This window comes from Patescibacteria group bacterium, assembly GCA_018819405.1.
Classification (GTDB): domain Bacteria; phylum Patescibacteriota; class Patescibacteriia; order UBA1558; family GWA2-36-10; genus XYD1-37-29.
This window is the reverse complement of sequence record JAHJQF010000001.1, coordinates 460,269-482,873: the sequence shown is the minus strand read 5'-3', so window position 1 is coordinate 482,873 and position 22,605 is coordinate 460,269. Positions and strand designations below refer to the sequence as shown.

The window sequence follows — 22,605 nt, the reverse complement described above, 5'->3', positions numbered from 1 at the left end:
ATAAAATTTGCAAATTATCGCTCTGACAAGACTTCTTCCGTTGTACTAGCAGCCATAAAAGGATTGGGATTACCCACATTGTCTTTGACATTTATCTCAAAATCAATTTTTTTCAATTCTTTGAATTGATCATTGCTATACAACTCATCCCATACAGTACCTGGATAAAACTCCAAATCCAAAAAATCTTGGACATTTTTGATAGCCACATCTTTGGCACGATAAACATGACCTATCTGTACATCTGTCTGTAATTCTGGCGGCAGCTCAATCGGTTTTAAAGCATTGTATAGCCAAAAAGCGCTACCTGCAGACACCACACCCAAAACTATGAGTAGAATAGTTACTGTTTTTTTGTCGCTCTTTTTGTCCATACTATTGGTAATAAGTGATTATATCCAAATTAAACACTTGACTTTCTGTAGTTTCAAAACTTAATTCTGGAAAATTGATAGCCTGGATATCCATCAGACGGACATAATTTTCCAAATCACTAATATAAGCTTTAAAATCATTATATATTTGCCCTCCGCTCTCCTGCTCCACTCCTTCCAACTCCAATGGTTCACCATTTTCATCAGTATTTTCTATCTGTCTCATAATACTCATATGCACTACCATTGATTTGATACCACTCTGTAAGAGAATATCTTCAATGGTTTTTATATCCGCACTAGCATCAGTAGCTGGCTCTTGTGTATTTGGTATATCAATATCATCTTCAAAATTCTGGTTGCCTGAAATATTTTCCATATTATTTTCACTCACCTCAATAGATAATAATTGAAAATTATGGCTTGCAGCCAAACGATCAGCTATGACAAATAATTCAGCAATCCTAGTGCCCTCTGGTACCATTTCTTTTAGATAATCCAAATCAGCTTGGCGATTTTGTAAAATATCTTTATATTCATTTTCTAGTTCTTTGAGCTTGATAATTAATGCTTCATTTTGCATTTTTCTTTCACTGGTTTCAGTAGTTTCTTGTTCTACGGACCTAATCTGGTCTATTTTTGGTTTGAGTAAAAAGAAATAACCTAACAAGGATACGCTTAGTATTATCATAGCGACAAAGAACATGATATAACGATTAATAAATATCAATATATCAGATGGCTGTTCAAATTTTATATCCTTCTTATCTTTCATAATGTATTAATTTCCAATGTTCATATAATTTTCATCATAAATAAACAAGAACGGATTGAGAACTAATGTAATATCAAAACTTACTTTTTTGTCAGATTCTGAATAGTTAGCTCCCGATACATCGGTAGCAATGACTAGTCTCTTAGCATCTTCTTGCTCAAATACTTTTATCTGGCGGGCTACTGAATCAAAATCATCAGCCACAGCACGGAGAGTAAGTGCTCCGCTATTTCCGGCTGATAGTCCTTCATAATGCACTTCTGGAATAGTATATTTTTCTAACTGGGTAAAGAAATTGCTCCAATAAAAATGAAAACTAAGTAAAAAGTGCATATGCCTAATCTCGTCACCCAAATCACTAATATCATTATTTAATTCTTCATAAGTCAATATCTGTTTTTCCAAATCACTAATTTGGTCTATTCTTGTATTTTTTTGACCTTCTACATTTTTACTTCTATAAAACAAATAACCATAAAAAATACCTAATATAATTGCCGAACCTACAAAAGCTACCAAAACTAGCTTGCTGACTTGTCTCCAGCTTCTGGTCTTGGCCGCGGTTGGTATCAAGTCTACCCCTCCACCACTATCCAAAAATCTAGCCCTAATCCTAGGTTGTGGCTGATGAAATCTAGAAACTTTTTCTTCTTTTTCAGGCTCTTTATGTGTTTTATCCGGCTCTGACTTATACTCACTTGGCCTTAACTGAGGAATGACAAATTTGGAAGGCTCTTGTTCTTGTTTTATTTCCGCTTGTTTGACCTCAGATATTATTTCTTTTGCTGGCTCTGGTTTGGGTACTTCCGGTATTTTGGGTAAAATATCGTCTTCGGCTTTTTCAAATTTTATCTCCGGACTAGGCGCTGTTTTTGGTATTTCTTCTTCCTCTCTGAGCTGACGTGGAGCTATTTCTTTGTTCGCTGCTCTTTCTATTTTTGGATATTTTTTCTTGGCAGTAAAAAGCTTTTTAAATTTATCCCAAAAAGATTGACCATCTTTTTTTTCAGATTTATCAGACTTTGGTTCTGATTTTTTTTCTTCTTTGACAGGCAAGGTCATATCCTTTTCCGGTTCTTTTTTGCTATAGTCCACTGTCAAACTTGTTTTTTCATTGGAAGTAGGTAGATGAAACTCCGGCTTGACTGGTTTTGGCATATCAGGTGTACCAGACTTTGACTTATCATCGTGATGATTCTTATCGTCGTGTTTTTTATCTTTTTCTTTTTTTGGCTGAGCAAAATAACTAATCGGCTTTTTAAAAATCAAGCTAATTTTTTGCCAAAAAGATGTACCACTCTTAGGCCTGGCTGGCTGAGCCTGATTATCGGGCAAAACTAAATCAAAATCAAAATCAGATTTTTTCTTGGCCAAAACACTATCTTCCTTGCTACGCAAGTCTTCTGGCATCAAATTTATGGATTTTTGATCTTTATCTTCCATAAGTTAAATATCACGCATAGCTAAACCAACTGAAGTAGCCATACGAGGGCCTATTTCTTCCAAAATAGGTTGCAAATCTAAAGGATAAATAATCCTATCCCAAGGATCACCAATGATAACCTGCATATTCAAAAGCTCTGACAAATAACCAGGCAAATTTGGCAAAAATGCACTACCACCAGTCAAAACTATTTTATCAATATTATTTTCTCCCTGCCTCTGGTACAACTCAAATACATACTTGATTTCATTGATGATAGAATTTAAAGATTTTTGAATAACATCTGGTATATTTTTAAAACCACCGCCAGCCAATCCAAAATCACGCTTAAACTGCTCAGCTCTGTCCTGATTGACATTGAGACTGTTCATGATGGTTTTGGTAATAAACTCTCCACCAGTATCAATACCTCTGTTGAGAATTGGCACGCCTTCTTCAATAATACAAATATCAGCTGTAGTAGCTCCGATATCAACTATCATGACCGTAGAATTATCATTGCCAATCAATGACCTGGACAAAGCAAAGGCTTCTGTTTCCAAGCTTAGCAGATTGAGCTTGGCTCGTTTGAAAATATCAATGTATCTGGCCACTAAATTTTTGGGAGCAGCTGTGAGTAATATTCTATAATTATTATCGTCTTTTTTGGGTCGTATAATCTGGGTATCATTTTTGGTCACTGCTCTACCTGGCTTGCCTACGCCTTGCGCCAATTCTCTAGCTGATTGATTGAGTTCTTCCATCAAATCAGGGCTTTTGTCTTTTTCCAGCGAAGCATTAGAATTATCTGCTTTATTATCAATGTCTTTATTTTGATTGTCCAATTTTACATCTGGAACTTTTGTCTTAGCTTTGATTTTCTTTTTGTTCAAAATCTTCCAGTCTAAAATCATTTCTTCCAAAGGAACTGGTATAAACTTTTTAGCTTCCCATTTGATAGCTGAAGCCAAATCTTTTTTTGGCATCGGCGGTAAAGAAACAATAAAATTAAAAACCGAAAAAGTAGGCAAAGCTGTCACCACCTGTCTGGTCTGTACATTGGATTTTTGAGCAATCTCGCCTATATAATCGGCAATCAACTGGTTATTTTTATCTATAGAACTGCTCAATATATTTACCGAGATATCAGAATAACCATAGGTCTTTAATCTAGCCTGATTTTTGAAGTTTTCAAGCTCAACCATTTTGATACTTGATGTACCAATATCAACTCCCAAATAACTGCTGGCACTAGAAAATAAACCCATACTTTTTGTCTATATTTTTTATTAAAATTTTATCCAAATTTCTATATTATTATAACATATTTTAGCTAGTAAATCCAAGAAACTAATCTGGATTTTCACTAAATCTGGGGATAAGCTTACTAAAGTCCACAAAACCAGGTGGCGGATTGACTTGTAAACGACCATCATTGATAAATTTTTCAGCCGGCTCCTTAGTCCCAGCATCTATAAAAGTCCTTGATAAATCAAAATATCTAGCTAAAACATTACCCTTTATAGATAAAGAATAATCCCTACAACTTGCATCTTTTTCCTGACAAGTTACAAATTGACCACAACCAGTGTCTAAAGCACTACAATCAGCCGCCCTGTCACTATCCCCCAACACAATAAATGTACCGGCCAACTTATCTACTTGGGAACTTATATAAATATCACCTCTGACAATCCAGACCAAGGAGGGTATTTGTTTCAAATTTGCATAAGTACCAGTGCCATATACAACGTTTCTATTTATAGTCAAATCACCATCTACTACCACAACACCAGAGCCATTGGCATTGACTAACCCAGGTTGAACTACCAAATCAGAGCCAACTGGTAAAGTAAAGCTATTACTATTACCAAGATACAAGACTGAGCCATTTAACGCACTATTAAAATAATTTATAAAATTTGCAGGGGTAGAACCGTCAATATCTATAATAAGAGAACCAAATTTGTTGTAAGGAATACTTCCCACACCTGTAATAATGCCAGTATAATCCAAAGAACCTAGGACATTAGTGTATTTTGAATTAGTGTCTGACCAAGAAAAGAAATTAATTGCCGGCCTATAAGGCAACTCGCCCTGATAAAATACACTCAAGGTACTGGAACTTATAAAATTGGTAATTGTTCCACCTGATTCAATAAGATATGAAGCATTATATTTACCAAATGGCGGAGTGTACCTAGCTTTAATATTTCCTTTGGAGTAAATATCACCGCCTTCTGAAGAAATATATGGCCTAGTACTGGTCACTACCCGAGGGCCAAATTGGAACCAACCAAGACCATAATTATTTATTCCGTCTGTCCAACCGTTCCAAGCCCAACCACACATCTTAGCTTCAGTACTAGGGTCCAAAGCGTAATGCTGATGATCAAGTACTACCCCTGGTGTATAGTAAACTGCCGCGCACGAATCACAACGATTGATATTGCCCTGATAAGCGTTGGTGCCACAGACATTAGCGTAATTTTCTATAGTACAGCTACTGCAAGTATAGCCACCCACTACTTTTTTCAAACTACCTATTTCACGCTCTACACAAAAACTATAACAGTCTGAATCATCTGTACAACCTATATATTGATTATTGCTGCAAATTCCAGCATTGCAAATTTCAGTCAAATCTCCACAATCAGGAGTATCACTAACACATTCTGTATCTACAGCCATACTACAAGTACTAATAGGCTGACAGCTCTCGCCTGTTGGACACTCATCATCGTTGCGACACTGTATAGAATCTGTGGTATCACACCTACCCAAATAATAAAAATATTCCATGCAGTTGTCGCAATTTTGGTTGATACCAGATACTACACAAGCCTGAGGAACGCCAGCAGCAGGAGGGCAACCTATCAACGGATCACAAGCTTGCCCAGTGACAGCACACTCATACAAATACTCTTCATAGCAATTAAAGCACCCTTCCAGTGGATTGGAGCTACTGGGATAATCAATATCATCACTACTATCACCAATCTCATTGGCAATAGGAAAACCAAGCTTCCAAGCTTGATTGCCCAAAGGCTCCTGAGTCAAAATACTGGCATAAGAGCTGGGATCTAGAGCGTTTGGTAAAGCTGGATCAGAACTAGTTGGCACACCATCTATAAGCGCCTCGTTTCCCCCTAATCTAGAAAAACAAACCCAACCCAAAGGATCAGCTCCGTTACTTAATGATGTACCAGCGTAAGCACAACCTTGCACGTGAGAATCATTATTAATATTTACAATATCAAGACCCCAATCATATGGATTGCCACCAGCCACACACTGATCATTTGGCTGTCCGTCACCATCAGTGTCATTTAGACAATCCAAACTAAGCCAACCAGCTGCCTCTGACCAAGCCCAACCATTGATATCATAAGCAGACTCCAAAGCCGTAGTTTCAACCGATCTTTGCATAAATACCAAGGCAAAGGCAAAAACAGCCATAATAGCAATACGACTATAAAAATGGAAATGAAAATCAGATTTCATTAATATCTAAAAAAATAAAAATTAAATTAACCATTTATAAAAAACTACAATGAAGCAGCGCTTTCATAGCGATCCCAAACCGGAGTAACATTTTTGTGAAAATTACAAATTACCAATTGACCAGTCTCAGAATTGAATACCGCCTTTCCTCTATCCAACACACTACCGCAATCACTATCCGGTGGATCTGCCGACACTACCGGAAACTGAAAATAACCATTAGTCACCTTTACTGTACCATCAAAATAACCAGCATAAGCACCAGAACCCTTTGAAGCTAAAATGGCCATACCGCCCGACCTGTTGGATGTAGCCATAAAAGCAATATCACCTAAGGAATACATACCAACGCCATTGTCAGCCGTATTTTCTCCATACACAGCATATTTTCCAACCGTAGCAGTCTTGGCATAAACAGCATTTTGATCTACAGATTCAATATGCAATTGATGAGCTGGTATAGACACTCCAATTCCAACATAACCCGAGTCAGAAAAAACTACTCTATTGTCAGTATTCCAAAAATTCAAATCAGACGTGGCCGAATCCTGATAAATACCCCAATGGGTCAAACCGCTGCCGCTTTGGATGTCAATCTCAGAGTTTGCTCCTTCAGAAAATATATGCAAATTTTTATTTGGAGCATCAGTACCAATACCAACATAAGCGACCGTGCCCATATCATCAATATATAACATGGAATTTCCACTCAAATCTTTTACCTTGAGGTCATTACCAGCTAAATTGAGCCCATCAGAACTATCCAAATATATGATGCTATATTCAGAGCCACTTGAACTGAGTTGTTTCAAACTTTGGTTATTGTCCAATAAAATATTGCCCCCTGATACGTGCAAAAGCTGTGCCGGACTAACTGTGCCCACTCCTACTCTACCACTTGTTCTATAGACATTTCCTCCTGATTCAGTCCAATCGGTATCCACACCCGTTGGCCAGGCAGAGGCACAATCAGTAGTATCAAAACAAATCTGACTGTTTTTAACATTTATTGCTGTACTACCAGCCGAATCAATAGTAACTTTTTCTCCTGTCAAAGTCTGACCATTGAGATCGAGAGATGAAGTCATAGGGCTGACCACTATATTTCTAGAAACCGACGTCCCTGGTAAGGTGTTGGGCTCCTGCCATTGAGCAAAAACATATTTTTGCACCAAAGAAATACTTAAAACTGACACTATTATTACCAAAATTGAAATGTGCCAGTTATTTGTTTTTTTAAACATAACTTTATAATTAATATTTTCTAAATTATTAATATATTATAACACAAAACAATATTTATTAAAAACAAAAACAACCTCGTCATTGACGTGGTTGTTTTTTTAAAAAATAATATTATAGAATAGTAAAGGAAATATTTTTATTTAAATAATTTATCTAGCACAGGTTACTGAAGTGATTCTGTAAGGAAAAGTATTCAAATAGAATCTTGCCGGATTACTCGCGAATCCATCATCAAAATATGTATAATAATTACCACTACTTACCAAATAAGTATAGGCGGAATTCCAAGGAGTGCCCGGAGAGCCCAAGGCCCAACAAATCGCCTCGGCTGTTGCCACTTTTAGTCCAGTGCTAGATTCACCTGGACTATACAAACCAGTTAAATTATTACCTGTTTTAATAAGAGGGTTTACACAGTCAAATTCCCCGTCAGTTATATTTGAAATACTACCACAAGTAACAAAACCGTTATTAAAACTGCCTGAACCAGCAATATTTGCACCAGTGGTAAAGGCCTTGCCAGTAGTCAGTGTATTACCAGTAACATTGAGCATCACTGAAGTATCATCTGGCTGTATACCTATTCCTATCCTATCAGCAAAATAATTTGAAGTGCCCCCATAACCCCAAGAAAATCTATTTGTTGCCCCTCCGTGCCACAAAGCTTCTGTTGAGCCAATTTTTATGGCTACCTCTGAAGTATTTTTACCAATACTTATAGCTCCGTTTGCCAAAAGCCCCTCTCCTGTAGGAGAATTACTCATAATAACCACTTGGCCATCATTTGCTACCAAAATACCCTCCGAGCCACCATCACCACTAAGATAATTGCCATTAAGCTTAATATTTTCCGTAGCAGTATGATTACCAAGATCGTCGCCTCCTCCAGCCGTTACCGTAGCCCAGGTCAAGCCACCTGAACCATTATTTTGTAGATAAGTATTGGCTACTCCTTGAGAACTTGGCCAAGAATAAGTAACATTTTTTATTTTGACTAAATCACCAGTTGAATTGACCTGAAAAAGATCGCCACTACCAACCGTAAGTAGTGATAAAGGTGTAGTATCCCCTATGCCGACATTGCCAGAATTACGATAAATATTTGCACCACTAAGTGTCCACAAACTGCCACTACCACTTTGATCCAAACGACATTTCAGTGAACCGTCATCATTTACACCATAGACATAATTGTTAAGACTACAATCTATGCCAATATCATCTTGAAAGACAGTAGCTTGCTGTCCATCCAACAAATCTGCATTTAAATTTGTTACTACATAAGTGGAATCAACGGAAAAAGGAGAACTGGCGCCTGTAGTGCCGCCATTAAAAGCTGGCCGAGTATTATAAGTCCAATTGCCAGTAATTGTCCAAACTCCCGGTACTGTTTCTACATCATTGTCAAAAATATATCCTTCAACTGTTGGTTCATCAACTGTACCTCCTGTGCCCAACTGATCTGCAGCACAAGTCAGTGTTCCATCAGCGGCAATAGCTTGAATATAATTACCAGAAGTACAATCACCAAAGAAATTAACGCCATTGTTGTCTTCTAAACTGCCTATTTCCAAGTCACCAACCACTTCCAATTTGGCCGAAGGACTGATAGTACCAATACCAACATTGCCATTATCGTCAAAAGTTACTTTATTAGCGCCAGCCGTGGTATTGCCAAACCATAGACGCAAATCATTAGTTCCGTCATCCTGATAAATTGCCCACCAGTCAGGATCTGTTCCGCTTTGGATATCAATTTCCGCATTGCTACCAGCTGGAGTTTTGATATGCAGTTGTTTGTTTGGAGTGCCGGTGCCTATACCTACATAGTTGGTGGCAACAACATTGCCATTGGCTAAAACACGTATACCTTCACTGCCTCCGTCACCGCTAAGATACCAATTGCCAAGAATAATATTCATATCAGCCACATGGTCACCAAGATTATCAGCAAGCCCGCCACCAGTTGGCCAGGCAGAGGCACAATCAGTACCATTAAAACAAATCTGACTGCCATTTTTTACATTGATAGCTGTACTACCAATAGAACCAGTAGGATTTAGCTCAATATTCTGACCAATAATGCTATAGTCCCCCATCTGGAGATCTTCTGCCAAAGGATTGACTACCAACCGGAAGTCTGGTGTCTCACCAGGCAGGCCAATCGGATCAACCCATTGAGCTTGGACATATTTATTTATAAAAAGGACACTTAAAAACGAGACTATCACTACCAAAACTGACAAATGCCAGTTATTTATTCTTTTAAACATACTTTTAAAAATTATTTTTATTTTAACTAATTTATTATAACATATTTTACAAAAATATGGTAGAAATTTTGAGATTTGCTAAAAACCCGGCTATTTAGTAAAATTATATTATCTAAATTAAGTATTAAAAATAAAACTATGGATACAGTGCTAATTGTAATATTAGTAGTAGTCATATTGGTCGCTTTGTGGCTGGTTGGTGTATACAATAGCCTGATTAGGCTCCGAAACAGGGTCAAAGAAGCCTGGTCAGACATTGATGTACAGCTAAAACGCCGCTATGACCTAATCCCCAATCTAATGGAGACCGTCAAAGGCTACATGAAACACGAAGAAGGTGTGCTAACCAAAGTCACCGAAGCTAGAGCCAGTGCCATGAAGGCCAATGGCATTGAAGAAAAGGGTAAGGCAGAAAATATGCTCTCAGACACCCTAAAAAGTCTATTTGCAGTAGCAGAAAATTACCCTGATCTAAAAGCTTCACAAAACTTTTTGCAGCTTCAGGACGAAATATCTGATACCGAAAACAAAATCCAAGCTTCTCGCCGCTTTTACAACGGTCAGGTTCGAGACTTTAATACCAAGATAGAAATCTTCCCAAACAACTTGATTGCTGGCATGCTAAAATTTACTGCCTGGGAATTTTTTGCCATTGGTGATGAAAAAGAAAGAGAAAACGTACAGGTAAAATTTTAAGTTAAACTCTAACAACCTTCGAGGTAACCTCGAAGGTTGTTTTTTATTATTGACAAAACACTAATATTAGTATAATTTTTAATCAAACTAACTAAAAATTATACTAATAACATGGCAAAAAAAATCATTGACCACCTGCCTAAAATAGCTATTTTGATTATTATAGCTTCGGCGGGTATTTTTTTATTTATCAAATCAAATAAAGTTACTGCCGAAACTAATATTATTGGTTTTACTCAGGAAATAATAACTAATGTAGCTGTTGGTGCTGAACGTTCTATAGCTGTAGATATGGATAATGACACAGATATGGATGTCCTGACTACCATTTTGGGCGGCACTACTTTAACTTGGTACAAAAACGACGGTCATAACAACTTTACCCCACATTTTATTTATCTTGCTGATCATATAAATGACCTTTATACTGAAGATATAGATAATGATGGGGATATAGATATCCTAACTATACATAGATATGGTTTGCTATGGCACGAAAATGATGGCAATGAAAATTTTATTCACCACGGTCTTGATAATAGTTACAATTATGGCGAAGTAGTACGAGCCGAAGACATAGATGGAGATGGTGATATGGATATAATAGCTGGTGTTGCAACTGTTGCTAATATTTATTGGTATGAAAATGATGGTAGCCAACATTTTACCAGGCACTCAATACCTTCAGCAACAAAAATTATTAACATATTTCCCGTAGACATAGATGGAGATGGTGACTTAGATTTAACAGCAATAACAGCAAATTATGATGGAGCTATTTATTGGTACGAAAACGATGGTAGTCAACATTTTACTCCGCACAGCATAGCATCTAATGGATTTACCAGAGGCCTTTATATTACTGACCTGGACAATGATAATGATGCTGATATTATAACTGCTAGAGTTCCCAGCGGTATTTATTGGTATGAAAACGATGGCAGTCAAAATTTTACTATACACTCAATAAGTAACTCCAATTATGCCAATTCCATATACGCCGCTGATATAGATGGGGATCAACATATAGACCTTGTAAAAGCCTATGACACTAACAATGAAATATCCTGGTATAGAAACGATGGCAGCCAAAACTTTACCGAAAATATTGTAATTGGTGGTTTTAAAGCTACGTATATCGCCAATATGGATAGTGATGACGATATAGATATTTTGGCTATATCATCTGACGGCAGTACTTTTGCTTGGTATCAGAACGATCTACAAGATCCTGTAGCGACTTGTAATGATGGCGTACAAAACGGCGATGAAACCGGTGTAGACTGCGGCGGAAGTTGCCAATATAGTTGCACAGTGCCAATAATACTTGTACATGGCTATACACAAGATTGGGAAGATATAGGACCACTGATGACTTTACTAGATGATAGATTAGATTCTAATGATCATCCTATATATGCTTTAGACTATGCTCCTGGTCAATGTACTGTGGAAAATAAATCCGCATGTACTATAGGTAATATAAAAACATATGCTAAAAAATTATCTGACAATGTAGAGTATGTTAAAAAAACTCATAATGCTAGATATGTTGATATAGTAGGTTACTCTATGGGCGGACTAATATCACGCTGGTATGTACAAACTACTGATACAAATAAGGTCAGATATCTTATCCAGCTAGCCACACCAAATCATGGCATGCCTACCGCATTAAGGTGGATGAGTCAAGATGGTGACATAATTGACAGAGCTCTCCCCGGATTTATAGTACCTAATTATATAGAAAAATTTGCTGACACAACTGCCGCCAAACAAATGTATAATGCTCATACTAACTTTATGAAAGATTTGAATGGAGGCGATGATTATGATTATGAAAATGTAAATAGTAAAGTATCCTATGCTATAGCGGGTGGCACAAAAGGTGATTTTCTAAGTCAGATAATTTGGCCAGATGATGATGGCGTAGTCAGTACAAATAGTTTAGCCATATATAATTCAAGTGTATCAAATATTTTAGGCCCAGTGTTGGGATATTATAATCATGGGGAAATTTACAAACGCAGTGGTGTTGCAGATTTTATAGCTAATATAATACTAGGAACCTATTCAGCTAAATCTCTGACAGAGCCTCAACAAGCTTTAGATGTCCTTACTGAAGACACCCAGGAAATAAGCTACATTGAAGATAGTGTAGTTGGTCAAAAATCTCATACTGTAAATTTGAACAATGAAAATTATGTATATTTCTTAATGTCCTATGATGGTGATTATACTGATCTGACAATCGAATCACCGGATAGTACTATCTATAATACCGAGGCCACCAGTACTATGAGATATTTACAAATAAACAATCCTCTAGCTGGTGAATGGACTTTAACCGCTAGTTCTACTAATGCTAGTTATCATATATATACTTTTGTAAAAACTGATGTGCTCCTAGAAACAACTATGGAATCAATAGTGGCCCCCGGACAGGATATACTAATTTCAGCTACTTTAACTGCTAGTTCCACTCCTCTGACTGGCGCTGATGTCACAGCTCAAATGATTGATAACCAAGACAATCAATATACCTTAAATCTCATTGACCAAGGAGACGGTACTTACTCCAATACATTTTCTCAAACATCTAACCTTGGCTATTATGATGTTAATATAACTGCCTCTACTACAATTGCCGGTCTCAATATCAATCGAAACGCCTATGATATTTTTGAAGCAATAGATTATCCTGACTTGCGCGCTCATAATATGAATGCTGTATTTAATAATGCAAACTATGAAGTGACCCTAAGCGCTGATGTAGAAAACTTGGAAAATGTAGCAGCTGATGATTTTACTTTAAGATTTTATAATGGCTATCCGGGAGATGTAATGTCTATTATGATAAAAGAAATAGATTTTTCTCTAGGAGCCTTAAGGCAAGCCCAATTTACAGCCACTACTACTCCTGACGCCGGTCAACAAGTATACTATGTAAGCATCTTAAAATACAATGAAGAGGATAACTATGATAATAATGACGATGCTTTTTCTTTAGAAATACCCGCCAAATGTTCTGATGGCACTAATCCTAACCAATGCTCTACAACTAAACCCCTCTATTGTGCCGACGGGGAACTAATAAATAATTGTCAAACTTGTGGCTGCCCCGGCGGTAATAAATGTAGTTATTTAACCGGTGCTTGCGTACCCTATAGCATACCCTACCCCTATCCTCATTCTGAAGCAAACTCAGAAAAACTCAGATAAAACAAAATAATTTATTACCATAAAATGCTTTAGTTAATAAGGTGTTTTGTAATTGACAAAACATAGTTAATATTGTTATATTAAGTTGAAATAAACTCATAAAAATGTATAAACAAATAGATTCAAACAAAAGAAAAAGCTTTTTATTTATGACCATTTTTGTTTTGGTTATTTTTGGCCTGAGTTGGGTCTGGGCTCAGTATTCTGAAGGTGGTTATTTTGTAGTAATATTAGCCACAATAATGGCTATTATGACTAGTATGATTAGCTTTTATGCCGGCGACAAAGTAGCTCTTTCTACTGCTGGAGCCAAAGAAATTACTAAAGATGACAATCCTTATGTCTGGCGCATGGTGGAAAATCTTTCCATCACCGCCGGCATACCCATGCCCAAAATATATATTATAAACGACAGTGCTATGAATGCCTTTGCCACCGGCCGTGATCCAAAGCACTCCTCTATTGCTTTGACTACCGGCATTATACAAGGCCTAAAAAATGAAGAACTAGAAGGTGTGATCGCCCATGAAATGTCGCATGTCAAAAATTATGACATCCGACTAATGATGGTAGTTATAATCTGTGTTGGTATCATCACTCTACTAGCTGACTGGCTACTGAGAAGTTTTATATGGCGCGGACACAGCCGTGAAGAAAACAAAGGCGGTGGTATCCTAATAATAGTAGGACTGGTCTTGGCAATACTCTCTCCTCTTTTTGCCAAATTAATACAATTGGCAATTTCTAGAAAACGAGAATTTTTGGCCGATGCCTCTGGATCACTCCTGACCCGCTACCCAGAAGGTCTAGCTAGAGCCCTAGAAAAGATAAATTTACAAAATAAACCACTTAAAAGAGCCAACAAAGCAACTGCTCACTTATATATATCCAATCCTTTCAAAGATGGATCGGCGGCCAAATTATTTTCTACTCACCCGCCTATTGAGCAAAGAGTAAAGGCTCTAAGGAGTATGTAATATGATAGACCACACTCAAAATATATTGGACAAATTCACTGAGCACTTCAAAAAAGTACTGATTGGTGCCCAAAATCTGGCTTATTCCAAAAAAAGAAATTTTATTGAGCCGGAAGATCTTTTTGTGTCCATCTTAAAGACTAAAGGATCACTTGGTTCAGACATTTTGATAAAACAAAAAATTGACGCCAGTTTTTTAAATAACGACAATATCTTGGATACCTATCAAACTATTGGTATCAATCCGGAAAATCTACCTCAGCCATCTGAAGAAGCCCAAAGAATCATCGAAAAAGCTGTAGTCACTGCCTACAAATTTAGGCACAAATATATTGGTACTGAACATCTGTTGTGGGGTATCAGCCAAAGTGAACATGAAAATACCCTCAAGATACTCAACAAAGCTAATATTAATATCAGCAGTCTTAAACAACATCTAAATTTGATACTCAAGAGTACCTCCAAATTCAGTGAGCTGACTATAGACGAAGACATCAAAGAATTGGAAAACATTTTTGAAGAAGACAAAAGCCCCAACAATCTAGAGAGCTATACTGTCAACCTGACTAGTTTGGAAATCCAAAAAGACATTGATCCGGTCATTGGACGCGTCCAAGAAATAGACAGATTGATTGAGATACTATCTCGCCGTACCAAAAATAACCCAGTGCTTTTGGGCGATGCTGGCGTTGGTAAAACTGCCATTATTGAAGGCCTAGCCAAAAGAATAACTGAAAACAAAGTACCTGATGTACTTCTAAACAAAACTATATTAAATCTTGATATCAGCAGCTTGATAGCCGGTACAATGTATAGAGGTGAATTTGAAAGCCGCCTCAAGCAGACTATCAATGAAATAAAAAATAATCCTGATGTTATTTTGTTTATAGACGAATTACACACTATCATGGGTGCTGGAGCAACTACCGGCTCACTTGATGCCGCCAATATCCTCAAACCAGCCTTATCACGCGGACAGCTCAGATGTATCGGTGCTACTACTTTTGATGAGTACAAAAAACACATTGAAAGTGACAAAGCTCTGGAAAGACGCTTTCAGCCTATCATTGTTGATGAATCCTCCGAAGTAGAGACTCTGGAAATTTTACAAGGTCTACGCCAAAATTATGAAAAATTCCACAAAGTAAAAATTGAAGACAGCGCTTTGAAATCAGCGGTGGTACTGAGCAAAAGATTTTTACCAGACAAAAAACTACCCGACAAAGCCATAGACCTGATAGATGAAGCTGCCGCCAAAATCCGCGTCAAAAATACCAAAAATGGCTTGAGTAAAAAAATTAAAGAAACCCAAGAAAAAATAACTGACTGCCAAAATAATAAAAAACAGGCTATTTTATCAGAAAACTACCTAGATGCCTTGGAGTACAAAAATCAAGAAGACGAGCTACTGGAAGACCTTTTGAGATTGCAGGCCAAAGAAGACAAAACTAAAAACATCCATCTCGGCCTGATAAATGAAGATAATATCAAAGAAGTAATCTCTCGCATTACCGGTGTACCTCTGTCCTCTATCAACCTGGAAGAAAACAAACAACTGGTCAATCTGGAAAACAAACTATCTAGTCAAATTTTTGGTCAGGATATTGCCCTAAAATCCATTGCCGATATTATCCGCAAATCCAAGGCCGGACTACACGACAAAAATCGCCCTCTGGCTAGCTTTATGTTTTTGGGACCCAGTGGCGTAGGCAAGACCGAAACTGCCAAACAAATCGCCAAACATGTTTTTGGTGGCAGCAAAAATATGACTAGGATTGATATGAGTGAATTTTCCGAAAAATTCAATATTTCCAAGCTGATTGGTTCACCCGCCGGCTATGTTGGCTACCGCGAAGGCAACAAGCTGACTGATTTGGTCAAAAACAAACCCTATAGCCTAGTCCTATTTGATGAAATAGAAAAAGCGCATCCCGATGTCTTTAGCCTGCTTTTGCCAATCCTAGAAGAAGGAGAATTGACTGATGCCACCGGCAAAACTGTCAATTTTAGAAATACTATTATTGTCATGACTTCCAATGTCGGCCTCAAAGAATTTAATCGTCAAGCAGTGATGGGTTTTGACACTGACGAAAGTAAAAATGATTTCAAAAATCTCAGCCAAGAAATATTATCTTCTCTTAATCGTTATTTTCCACCAGAGTTTACCAATAGAATAGACAAGATACTGGCCTTTGAAGCCTTGGACAAATCAGCCGCTCGCAAAATAATCCGCGCAGAGCTAGAGCAAATAAAACAAAGGCTCAATGAGCAGGGTATAGCTATAGAGCTAGATGCCAAGATAATCAATTATCTACTTAATATAGAAAATGCCACTCAAGATGGCGCTCGCAGCCTCAAAAGACTGGTAGACCAATATCTGACCAATACTCTAGCCTCTCAATTACTAGACAAAAAAACCCAAAAAATAAAAGTATTTTTACAAGGCAAAAAAATTGCCATAAGATAATTTTTCTGTCATTGCGAGCGCCGAGCATAGCGAGGCGCGTGGCAATCTAAAACAACATAGATTGCTTCGTCGTCTCGCCAAGGCGTGACTTCTCGCAATGACAAACAATAAAGAAAAGCGATGCTAAACCCAGTTAGAAATTCACAAAATTTTACTATTTTAAAAAAGGAAAATATTTTCACTATAATTTTTAATTGGGTAAAAAAAATTCTAAACAATTTACTAGATTTTATCTGGCCACAATTTTGTATAAATTGCCACCGAGAAGGTAGTCTTTGCTGTGGCTATTGTTTGAGTGACATAATACTAGAATACGACAATCAAGTCAGCTGGCCCGACCAGACAGATTTTTATTTTGACGCCTGTTATATCTGTTGTCAGTACCAAAACAAAACAGTCCAAAAAATTCTCAAAAAATACAAATATAGCTATCTGGAACATATGGCCAATCTTTTGACTGATATTTTAGAAAAACAAAGCCGCCGTCTTAATCTGCCAAATAATACTATAATTTGCAACGTACCACTACACAACAAAAAAAGAAAAATTCGTGGCTTTGACCAGACAGAACTCGTAGCTAAAAAACTAGCCCAGCGCCTAGACAAGCCATACTATCCTCTACTGAAAAGAGTAAAACACACCAAAGCCCAAGCTCAGCTGGACAAAAAATCCCGAGAGCAAAATGTAAATAATGCTTTTAGGCTATCAAAAACAGCCCTGGGATTTTCCCAAAACTGTCCGAGTATACTTTTAATAGATGACGTAGTCACTACTGGCTCAACACTCAATCAGGCCGCCAGGACTCTAAAGTCACATGGCTGGCAAAATATCAGTTGTCTGGTGATTGCCAAAAACTGATATTTAAATCTGCAAAAATTCCAACAAGTGATAAACTAGCATCGCTGGCCAGATTACTGCTTTGAGCATGCCAATAAAGCCGGCCATAAATGAATCTGCGTTTTGTATATAGTAGACCAGAGCGCCTATCAAGCCAAGACCATAGACTGCTCCACCCCCTGCTCCGCTGCCTTTTGCCATAATTTTATTTTTAATATTTATAAGCTATTTATTTTTTTGAATCAGCCCGCCTAAAAAGTAGAGCCGATAGGACAAAAATCGTAGCAAAAAATACATTAAGAGCAAACACTCCCAACACGCTAGGATCAAAGTCCAACTGTTTCCCAATCAAAGCAATGACTGGCACCAACATTTGAAGAACAGCCATAGACAATAATATATAAATCATGCCGCGCGCTTTTAAGCGCACTACAAAAGAACCAATCAGTCCAATAAGCAACACGAAAAAATATAGCAAATTAATAGACTCATCCTCACTACCAATAATACCAACTGCTCCATTTACCCAAAAAAGTAAAAACCCTCCCAATAGTCCAATGCCAATAGCCGCTTTGTATTCATACTTATCTGATCTTTTGGATATTAATTCATAAGCTAGCCCAGTGCCAAATATCAAAATACCCATCAAAATAAAATCAAACCAGTCCCACTTTACATCTTTGGTAAATTGACTGGCAATCAAAGGGATTAGTAATATAACCACTGTTATAATGGCCAATCGGATAATCTTTTTTTGCATAATAATATAGTTATGTATTAATTATAGCAAAAAAACCCTCCCAAAACCAGCCCCAGACACGTTTTATGCATATTTTATAATAAATTAATTACTCTTTACAAAAATGATAGAATATATTATTATATAGCAGTTATTATTGACTAGAAGAGTTAGCAGAGTGGTCGAATGCGGCGGTCTTGTTCCCTGTTTGTCCAAGAGTGTAGCGATTGGGAATAAACAGCAATCCCGCCTTTGGCGGGAAAAACTTTCAAATTTGTTTTATAATAAGGAGAGTTGGCAGAGCGGTCGAATGCGGCGGTCTTGAAAACCGTTGAGCCGAAAGGTTCCGGGGGTTCGAATCCCTCACTCTCCGCCAGAAAATAATAGCTAATAGTATAATTGCTTAATTGATTAATTGCTAGATCAATTAGTTTATTATCCTACTAATTAATGTGGAGAGGTGGCTGAGTGGTTGAAAGCGGCACCCTGCTAAGGTGTTACTCCGATTTATTGGGGTCGAGGGTTCGAATCCCTCCCTCTCCGCCATTCGACTCCGTTCTGCTTTGCAGAACTCTGCTCATGGCCTTCGACCACTTATTTAGTATATAAATTGATAAGTTATCGAATGTCCTGAGCGAGTGAACGAAGTGAGTGAGTCGAAGGGCACAAGAATTTCGTGCTAGCACGAGGATGTTAAAAAACACCCTATATTTAAGGGCTGTTTTTTTGTTTGACCATTAATTATAATTGAGATAATATGACTATATTAAGTATATAAATTATGTTAGATAAAGTAAGTTTTAAAAATAAATTTGAATTGCCGTTTTCGTCTTTTCATGAACCTATTGATTATGTTGATGGTACTTTTGGGTTTAGTACAATGAAGGAACATTCAGGTGATTATGCCTCTTTGTTTAAAATTACTATCCCTAAAAAAGAACTAGATAGTATAAATCCCTTAAAACAAATTTATGTGTCAGTAAGTTATGGGAAAAAGACAGAAGAAGGAATTATACTTGCATCAAGTGGGGAAAGAATCAAGGGCTTATTTGATCGGATTGATTTGCGATCAGATGATTTTTTTTGTAATTTTGAAACAGGAGAATTTTTTGAAAAAAATAAGAAAATATACAAGCTTATTGATGCTCATGACATACTTGTAAAACTTGAAAGTTTACATGAGAAACCCCTTAAAAAATTAAGAGGATTTCCACTAAGAATAAAATTGTTTTGGTTTCGTATAGTACTTGCAGGATTTTTTAAATTTCTTTTTTATACATTGTCATGGATTGAAAGTTTAAGATCAGGACAAAAGTTTGAAATTTTTCAGAATCCTATTGATCCTAAAACTCGTGCGGGGGTATTTGATCCTTCTATTGGTAAGTCTAAAAAAGAAGAACCAATAGATATATTTGGTTACAAAGTAAAGCCACAAGTTGCTTTTATATACAGTTTTATACATCTGCTCGTCTATTCCATTTTTTTTGTTAATAACTATAAGTCAGAGTGGATGATAAATATATTTAGTAATATTTTTTTAACAGTGATGTATGTTATTATTTCACTTGGCCTTATGAATATTATGTTGCCACAACTACTAAAACCTTTTATGATGTTGATACCGTCTGGTTTAAAGAAAATGCAATCTCTATATATAAGTTTTTTGAGCAAGAAAATTAACATATAGCGCACGAGCATCTATTAATTTATAATGAAAAATATTGTAGAATCTCCTTACTGGGCTTACTCGGAATACGGTTCCAGTCCGATGTAGCCCGCCACATCGTGCTAGCACGATGAGCTTTAGATAAAGCACCCAAATTGGGTGTTTTTTGATTTAAATTTACAAATACGCAGAAATGAGTTATTGGCGTTTCAATAGAGAATTTGCTAAAATAAACTTAATTAATCATTAAGATAAAAAAATATGTCAAAATATATAGATGGTTTTGTGCTCGTAGTCCCCAAAGACAAAACACAAGAATATACCAAGATGGCCAGCGAAGGCCGCGATATGTGGATGAAGCACGGTGCCCTTGAATATTATGAATGTAAGGGTGATGATCTTGAGCCCAAAGAAACAGGCGGTATGAAACCACTTGCCTTTACTGCGCTGGCAAAAGCAAACGCAGACGAGACTGTCTGGTTTTCATTTATTGTATTTGAGTCCAAACAGCATCGCGGCGAAGTCAATAAAAAAGTGATGGATGAAATGAACGAAAAATACAAGGACGCAAAAGATCTTTCTATGCCTTTTGATATGCAGCGTATGGCCTACGGAGGTTTTAGTGTGGAAGTAGAAGGATAGAAAACCCATAATACAAAGGATTTGCCGTAAAATAAAAAATAAGTTAATATATATAAATATTGGAGTTTGTACTCCGTCTTGCTCTTGAGACACACCAAGGAGTCCCAATCAAAAAAAATCAAGAGCCCCAAAATTATCCAAAAAGGTCGATTGGATAATATAATTCAATTTTTTATTATACTTTTTATGGATCAAAAAGAAAACGACAAACTTAGTCTTACGGCTGATGAGAGATATTGGCTAGAGCGAAAATCTCGCAGACAAAAGTGGGACGAGTGGGGCTCTCCGATTGGCTTAAGCCTTGGCTTCGCGATATTTATCGTCTCAATCGGACTATTTCTCTACTTACTACGCCTAGCAGGATTGCTCAGCTAGTAAATACTAAAAACCACCCCTCAATGCCACTCGGGGTGGTTTTTTAGTTGTCTGTTTTCTACTTACTTAATTTTTTTCATCAACCGCTGGAATACCTTCTTCTTCTATAGCAATGCGGGCACTAATCTCTGTCGCTATATTACGATACGTATCATCAGAGCTTTTTCTTGCCAAGAAGTGCCACCAAGGATATTTGACTTTTACCTCACCATCCTTGGCTACTCTAGCTTCAGCTTTTATTTCTACAGGGATAAAACCAAATACTGAGAGCTTGGTAGTATAAGATACAACCGTTGTATCATCTTCAATATTAATATCAGTTATGGCCTCATTGTCCAGTGCTTGAAGGGCTACAAACAATCCAATATCAGCAGTATCATTTTTGGCATCCCTACTAGCTAGACGGCTACGAACAGCCTCTTTTGTTTCTTGATCCCAAGCGCGCACTAACTTGGCATCTACCCTAATATGAGTACCAAGTTTATATGGATATTGGACAGAGGTTCTAGCTTCGCCTGCTTGTCCCTTGAGTGTAATCTCGGCTTCGTGATCAGCCTCCAAATTGTCATCATCTGAATCATCATCACGATAGTCAATATACAAACCATCAAGCCCTACCATCTTCTCATCGCTCTCACCATCAATCGGTGGAATTTTGATAAACACATCAACCGCAGCGCTTGTTTCATTGTCAATTGCCACATCAATCTCATCAGGCTCAATACCAGTATTGGCTACACCTTCTTCCTGAACTCTCACTGTTGTATCTTGACCTGAATCTTTGGTTTCATTTGAATCTTCGCCGCTATTACCACTATCTAAAAGCACACCAAAATTTGTTTCTTGAGAGCTATCATAGTCAATCTCATCTGGCTCAACACCAGTAATACGCGTTTCGGCGCGCCCATCGCTATCCAGATCATCTTCTCCATTGATATCAATACCAGAAATTGGAGGACCAGATTCCTCAGCTTCTTTTGACTCACCTTGAATATCGTCAATTTTCATATAATAATCAGTGCTCGCTGCCCAGACTGGACCGGCTAGCCCTATCACTACTACAAATAAAAGACTCCCTGATGTTTTGCATATAAAATCTAATTTCTTTATATATCTCATATATTTTATATTATTTAATTATTAAATTAATAATATGTCACTTTTTAATAAAAAACAAGCGCCACAAGTCTCCCTTGATTTTTTAATCAGAATATTGTAGAATCTTGTTACTGGGCTTATTCGGAACACGGTTCCAGCCTGATGAGTTTAAATTTAGTCCTCGTAGCTCAGTGGATAGAGCGTTTGGTTGCGGTCCAAAAGGTCAGAGGTTCGACTCCTCTCGGGGACACCAATATACACCAATTGGGTGTTTTTTTTATTTAATAAACTA

The 22,605-nt window shown here is 37.2% G+C and carries 17 protein-coding genes and 3 tRNA genes; 10 read left to right on the top strand and 10 right to left on the bottom strand.

The window, feature by feature from the left end:
- Positions 1-14: 14 nt before the first annotated feature.
- The 7 genes from KKH39_02455 to KKH39_02425 form a co-directional block, all read right to left on the bottom strand.
- Positions 15-374 (bottom strand): hypothetical protein, encoded by a 360-nt coding sequence (locus KKH39_02455; protein ID MBU1202878.1) that lies wholly within the window; start codon positions 372-374, stop codon positions 15-17.
- A gap of 1 nt (position 375) precedes the next feature.
- On the bottom strand, positions 376-1,149 hold the full coding sequence (locus KKH39_02450; protein MBU1202877.1) for a hypothetical protein: 774 nt from the start codon (positions 1,147-1,149) through the stop codon (positions 376-378).
- 6 nt (positions 1,150-1,155) lie between these two features.
- A complete protein-coding gene (locus KKH39_02445) occupies positions 1,156-2,592 on the bottom strand; it encodes a hypothetical protein (GenBank protein MBU1202876.1) in 1,437 nt (478 codons plus the stop codon).
- Positions 2,593-2,595: 3 nt separating this feature from the next.
- Complete coding sequence (pilM, locus tag KKH39_02440; GenBank protein ID MBU1202875.1) at positions 2,596-3,840, bottom strand: pilus assembly protein PilM; 1,245 nt, start codon at positions 3,838-3,840, stop codon at positions 2,596-2,598.
- 82 nt (positions 3,841-3,922) lie between these two features.
- A complete protein-coding gene (locus KKH39_02435) occupies positions 3,923-6,076 on the bottom strand; it encodes a hypothetical protein (protein MBU1202874.1) in 2,154 nt (717 codons plus the stop codon).
- 44 nt (positions 6,077-6,120) lie between these two features.
- Complete coding sequence (locus KKH39_02430) at positions 6,121-7,320, bottom strand: hypothetical protein (GenBank protein MBU1202873.1); 1,200 nt, start codon at positions 7,318-7,320, stop codon at positions 6,121-6,123.
- Between the two features lie 150 nt (positions 7,321-7,470).
- The gene (locus tag KKH39_02425) at positions 7,471-9,594 is read right to left on the bottom strand and encodes a hypothetical protein (GenBank protein ID MBU1202872.1); all 2,124 of its coding nucleotides are present in this window, start codon (positions 9,592-9,594) and stop codon (positions 7,471-7,473) included.
- A gap of 138 nt (positions 9,595-9,732) precedes the next feature.
- On the opposite strand from KKH39_02425, the gene KKH39_02420 reads away from it, so the two are divergent.
- From KKH39_02420 to KKH39_02400, 5 genes are all read left to right on the top strand, one after another.
- On the top strand, positions 9,733-10,290 hold the full coding sequence (locus tag KKH39_02420) for a LemA family protein (GenBank protein MBU1202871.1): 558 nt from the start codon (positions 9,733-9,735) through the stop codon (positions 10,288-10,290).
- A 111-nt stretch (positions 10,291-10,401) separates the two neighbouring features.
- Complete coding sequence (locus KKH39_02415; GenBank protein ID MBU1202870.1) at positions 10,402-13,512, top strand: alpha/beta fold hydrolase; 3,111 nt, start codon at positions 10,402-10,404, stop codon at positions 13,510-13,512.
- A gap of 104 nt (positions 13,513-13,616) precedes the next feature.
- Positions 13,617-14,489, top strand: coding sequence for a M48 family metallopeptidase (locus KKH39_02410; GenBank protein MBU1202869.1), 873 nt, complete (start codon positions 13,617-13,619; stop codon positions 14,487-14,489).
- Between the two features lies 1 nt (position 14,490).
- The gene (locus KKH39_02405; protein MBU1202868.1) at positions 14,491-16,956 is read left to right on the top strand and encodes an ATP-dependent Clp protease ATP-binding subunit; all 2,466 of its coding nucleotides are present in this window, start codon (positions 14,491-14,493) and stop codon (positions 16,954-16,956) included.
- Between the two features lie 120 nt (positions 16,957-17,076).
- Positions 17,077-17,814, top strand: a complete 738-nt coding sequence (locus KKH39_02400) for a hypothetical protein (GenBank protein MBU1202867.1) — start codon at positions 17,077-17,079, stop codon at positions 17,812-17,814.
- Between the two features lie 3 nt (positions 17,815-17,817).
- Here the strand turns inward: KKH39_02400 and KKH39_02395 are convergent, their stop codons facing one another.
- Together KKH39_02395 and KKH39_02390 are read right to left on the bottom strand one after the other, a co-directional pair.
- Positions 17,818-17,994, bottom strand: coding sequence for a hypothetical protein (locus KKH39_02395; protein ID MBU1202866.1), 177 nt, complete (start codon positions 17,992-17,994; stop codon positions 17,818-17,820).
- 28 nt (positions 17,995-18,022) lie between these two features.
- Positions 18,023-18,553: a hypothetical protein gene (locus KKH39_02390; protein MBU1202865.1), complete on the bottom strand. Its 531-nt coding sequence runs from the start codon at positions 18,551-18,553 to the stop codon at positions 18,023-18,025.
- A gap of 267 nt (positions 18,554-18,820) precedes the next feature.
- Between KKH39_02390 and KKH39_02385 the strand changes: the two genes are divergently transcribed.
- The 4 genes from KKH39_02385 (at position 18,821) to KKH39_02370 (ending at position 20,840) form a co-directional block, all read left to right on the top strand.
- Positions 18,821-18,908, top strand: a tRNA-Ser gene (locus KKH39_02385).
- A 78-nt stretch (positions 18,909-18,986) separates the two neighbouring features.
- Positions 18,987-19,078 (top strand) — tRNA-Ser (locus tag KKH39_02380).
- A 235-nt stretch (positions 19,079-19,313) separates the two neighbouring features.
- Complete coding sequence (locus KKH39_02375) at positions 19,314-20,219, top strand: hypothetical protein (protein ID MBU1202864.1); 906 nt, start codon at positions 19,314-19,316, stop codon at positions 20,217-20,219.
- Between the two features lie 240 nt (positions 20,220-20,459).
- Positions 20,460-20,840 (top strand): DUF1428 domain-containing protein, encoded by a 381-nt coding sequence (locus tag KKH39_02370; protein ID MBU1202863.1) that lies wholly within the window; start codon positions 20,460-20,462, stop codon positions 20,838-20,840.
- A gap of 441 nt (positions 20,841-21,281) precedes the next feature.
- Here KKH39_02370 and KKH39_02365 read toward each other — a convergent pair whose 3' ends face one another.
- Positions 21,282-22,334 carry a hypothetical protein gene (locus tag KKH39_02365; GenBank protein MBU1202862.1) on the bottom strand — a complete coding sequence of 351 codons (1,053 nt, stop codon included), beginning with the start codon at positions 22,332-22,334 and terminating at the stop codon, positions 21,282-21,284.
- A gap of 156 nt (positions 22,335-22,490) precedes the next feature.
- Here KKH39_02365 and KKH39_02360 point away from each other — a divergent pair.
- A tRNA-Arg gene (locus KKH39_02360) sits at positions 22,491-22,566 on the top strand.
- Positions 22,567-22,605 lie beyond the last annotated feature (39 nt).

Coding starts and splice junctions, on each gene's coding strand:
- KKH39_02375 (MBU1202864.1), top strand. CDS start 19,314: ATGTTAGATAAAGTAAGTTTTAAAAATAAATTTGAATTGCCGTTTTCG.
- KKH39_02410 (MBU1202869.1), top strand. CDS start 13,617: ATGTATAAACAAATAGATTCAAACAAAAGAAAAAGCTTTTTATTTATG.
- KKH39_02370 (MBU1202863.1), top strand. CDS start 20,460: ATGTCAAAATATATAGATGGTTTTGTGCTCGTAGTCCCCAAAGACAAA.
- KKH39_02400 (MBU1202867.1), top strand. CDS start 17,077: ATGCTAAACCCAGTTAGAAATTCACAAAATTTTACTATTTTAAAAAAG.
- KKH39_02365 (MBU1202862.1), bottom strand. CDS start 22,334: ATGAGATATATAAAGAAATTAGATTTTATATGCAAAACATCAGGGAGT.
- KKH39_02445 (MBU1202876.1), bottom strand. CDS start 2,592: ATGGAAGATAAAGATCAAAAATCCATAAATTTGATGCCAGAAGACTTG.
- KKH39_02420 (MBU1202871.1), top strand. CDS start 9,733: ATGGATACAGTGCTAATTGTAATATTAGTAGTAGTCATATTGGTCGCT.
- KKH39_02415 (MBU1202870.1), top strand. CDS start 10,402: ATGGCAAAAAAAATCATTGACCACCTGCCTAAAATAGCTATTTTGATT.
- KKH39_02395 (MBU1202866.1), bottom strand. CDS start 17,994: ATGGCAAAAGGCAGCGGAGCAGGGGGTGGAGCAGTCTATGGTCTTGGC.
- KKH39_02390 (MBU1202865.1), bottom strand. CDS start 18,553: ATGCAAAAAAAGATTATCCGATTGGCCATTATAACAGTGGTTATATTA.
- KKH39_02455 (MBU1202878.1), bottom strand. CDS start 374: ATGGACAAAAAGAGCGACAAAAAAACAGTAACTATTCTACTCATAGTT.
- KKH39_02405 (MBU1202868.1), top strand. CDS start 14,491: ATGATAGACCACACTCAAAATATATTGGACAAATTCACTGAGCACTTC.
- KKH39_02430 (MBU1202873.1), bottom strand. CDS start 7,320: ATGTTTAAAAAAACAAATAACTGGCACATTTCAATTTTGGTAATAATA.
- pilM (MBU1202875.1), bottom strand. CDS start 3,840: ATGGGTTTATTTTCTAGTGCCAGCAGTTATTTGGGAGTTGATATTGGT.
- KKH39_02425 (MBU1202872.1), bottom strand. CDS start 9,594: ATGTTTAAAAGAATAAATAACTGGCATTTGTCAGTTTTGGTAGTGATA.
- KKH39_02435 (MBU1202874.1), bottom strand. CDS start 6,076: ATGAAATCTGATTTTCATTTCCATTTTTATAGTCGTATTGCTATTATG.
- KKH39_02450 (MBU1202877.1), bottom strand. CDS start 1,149: ATGAAAGATAAGAAGGATATAAAATTTGAACAGCCATCTGATATATTG.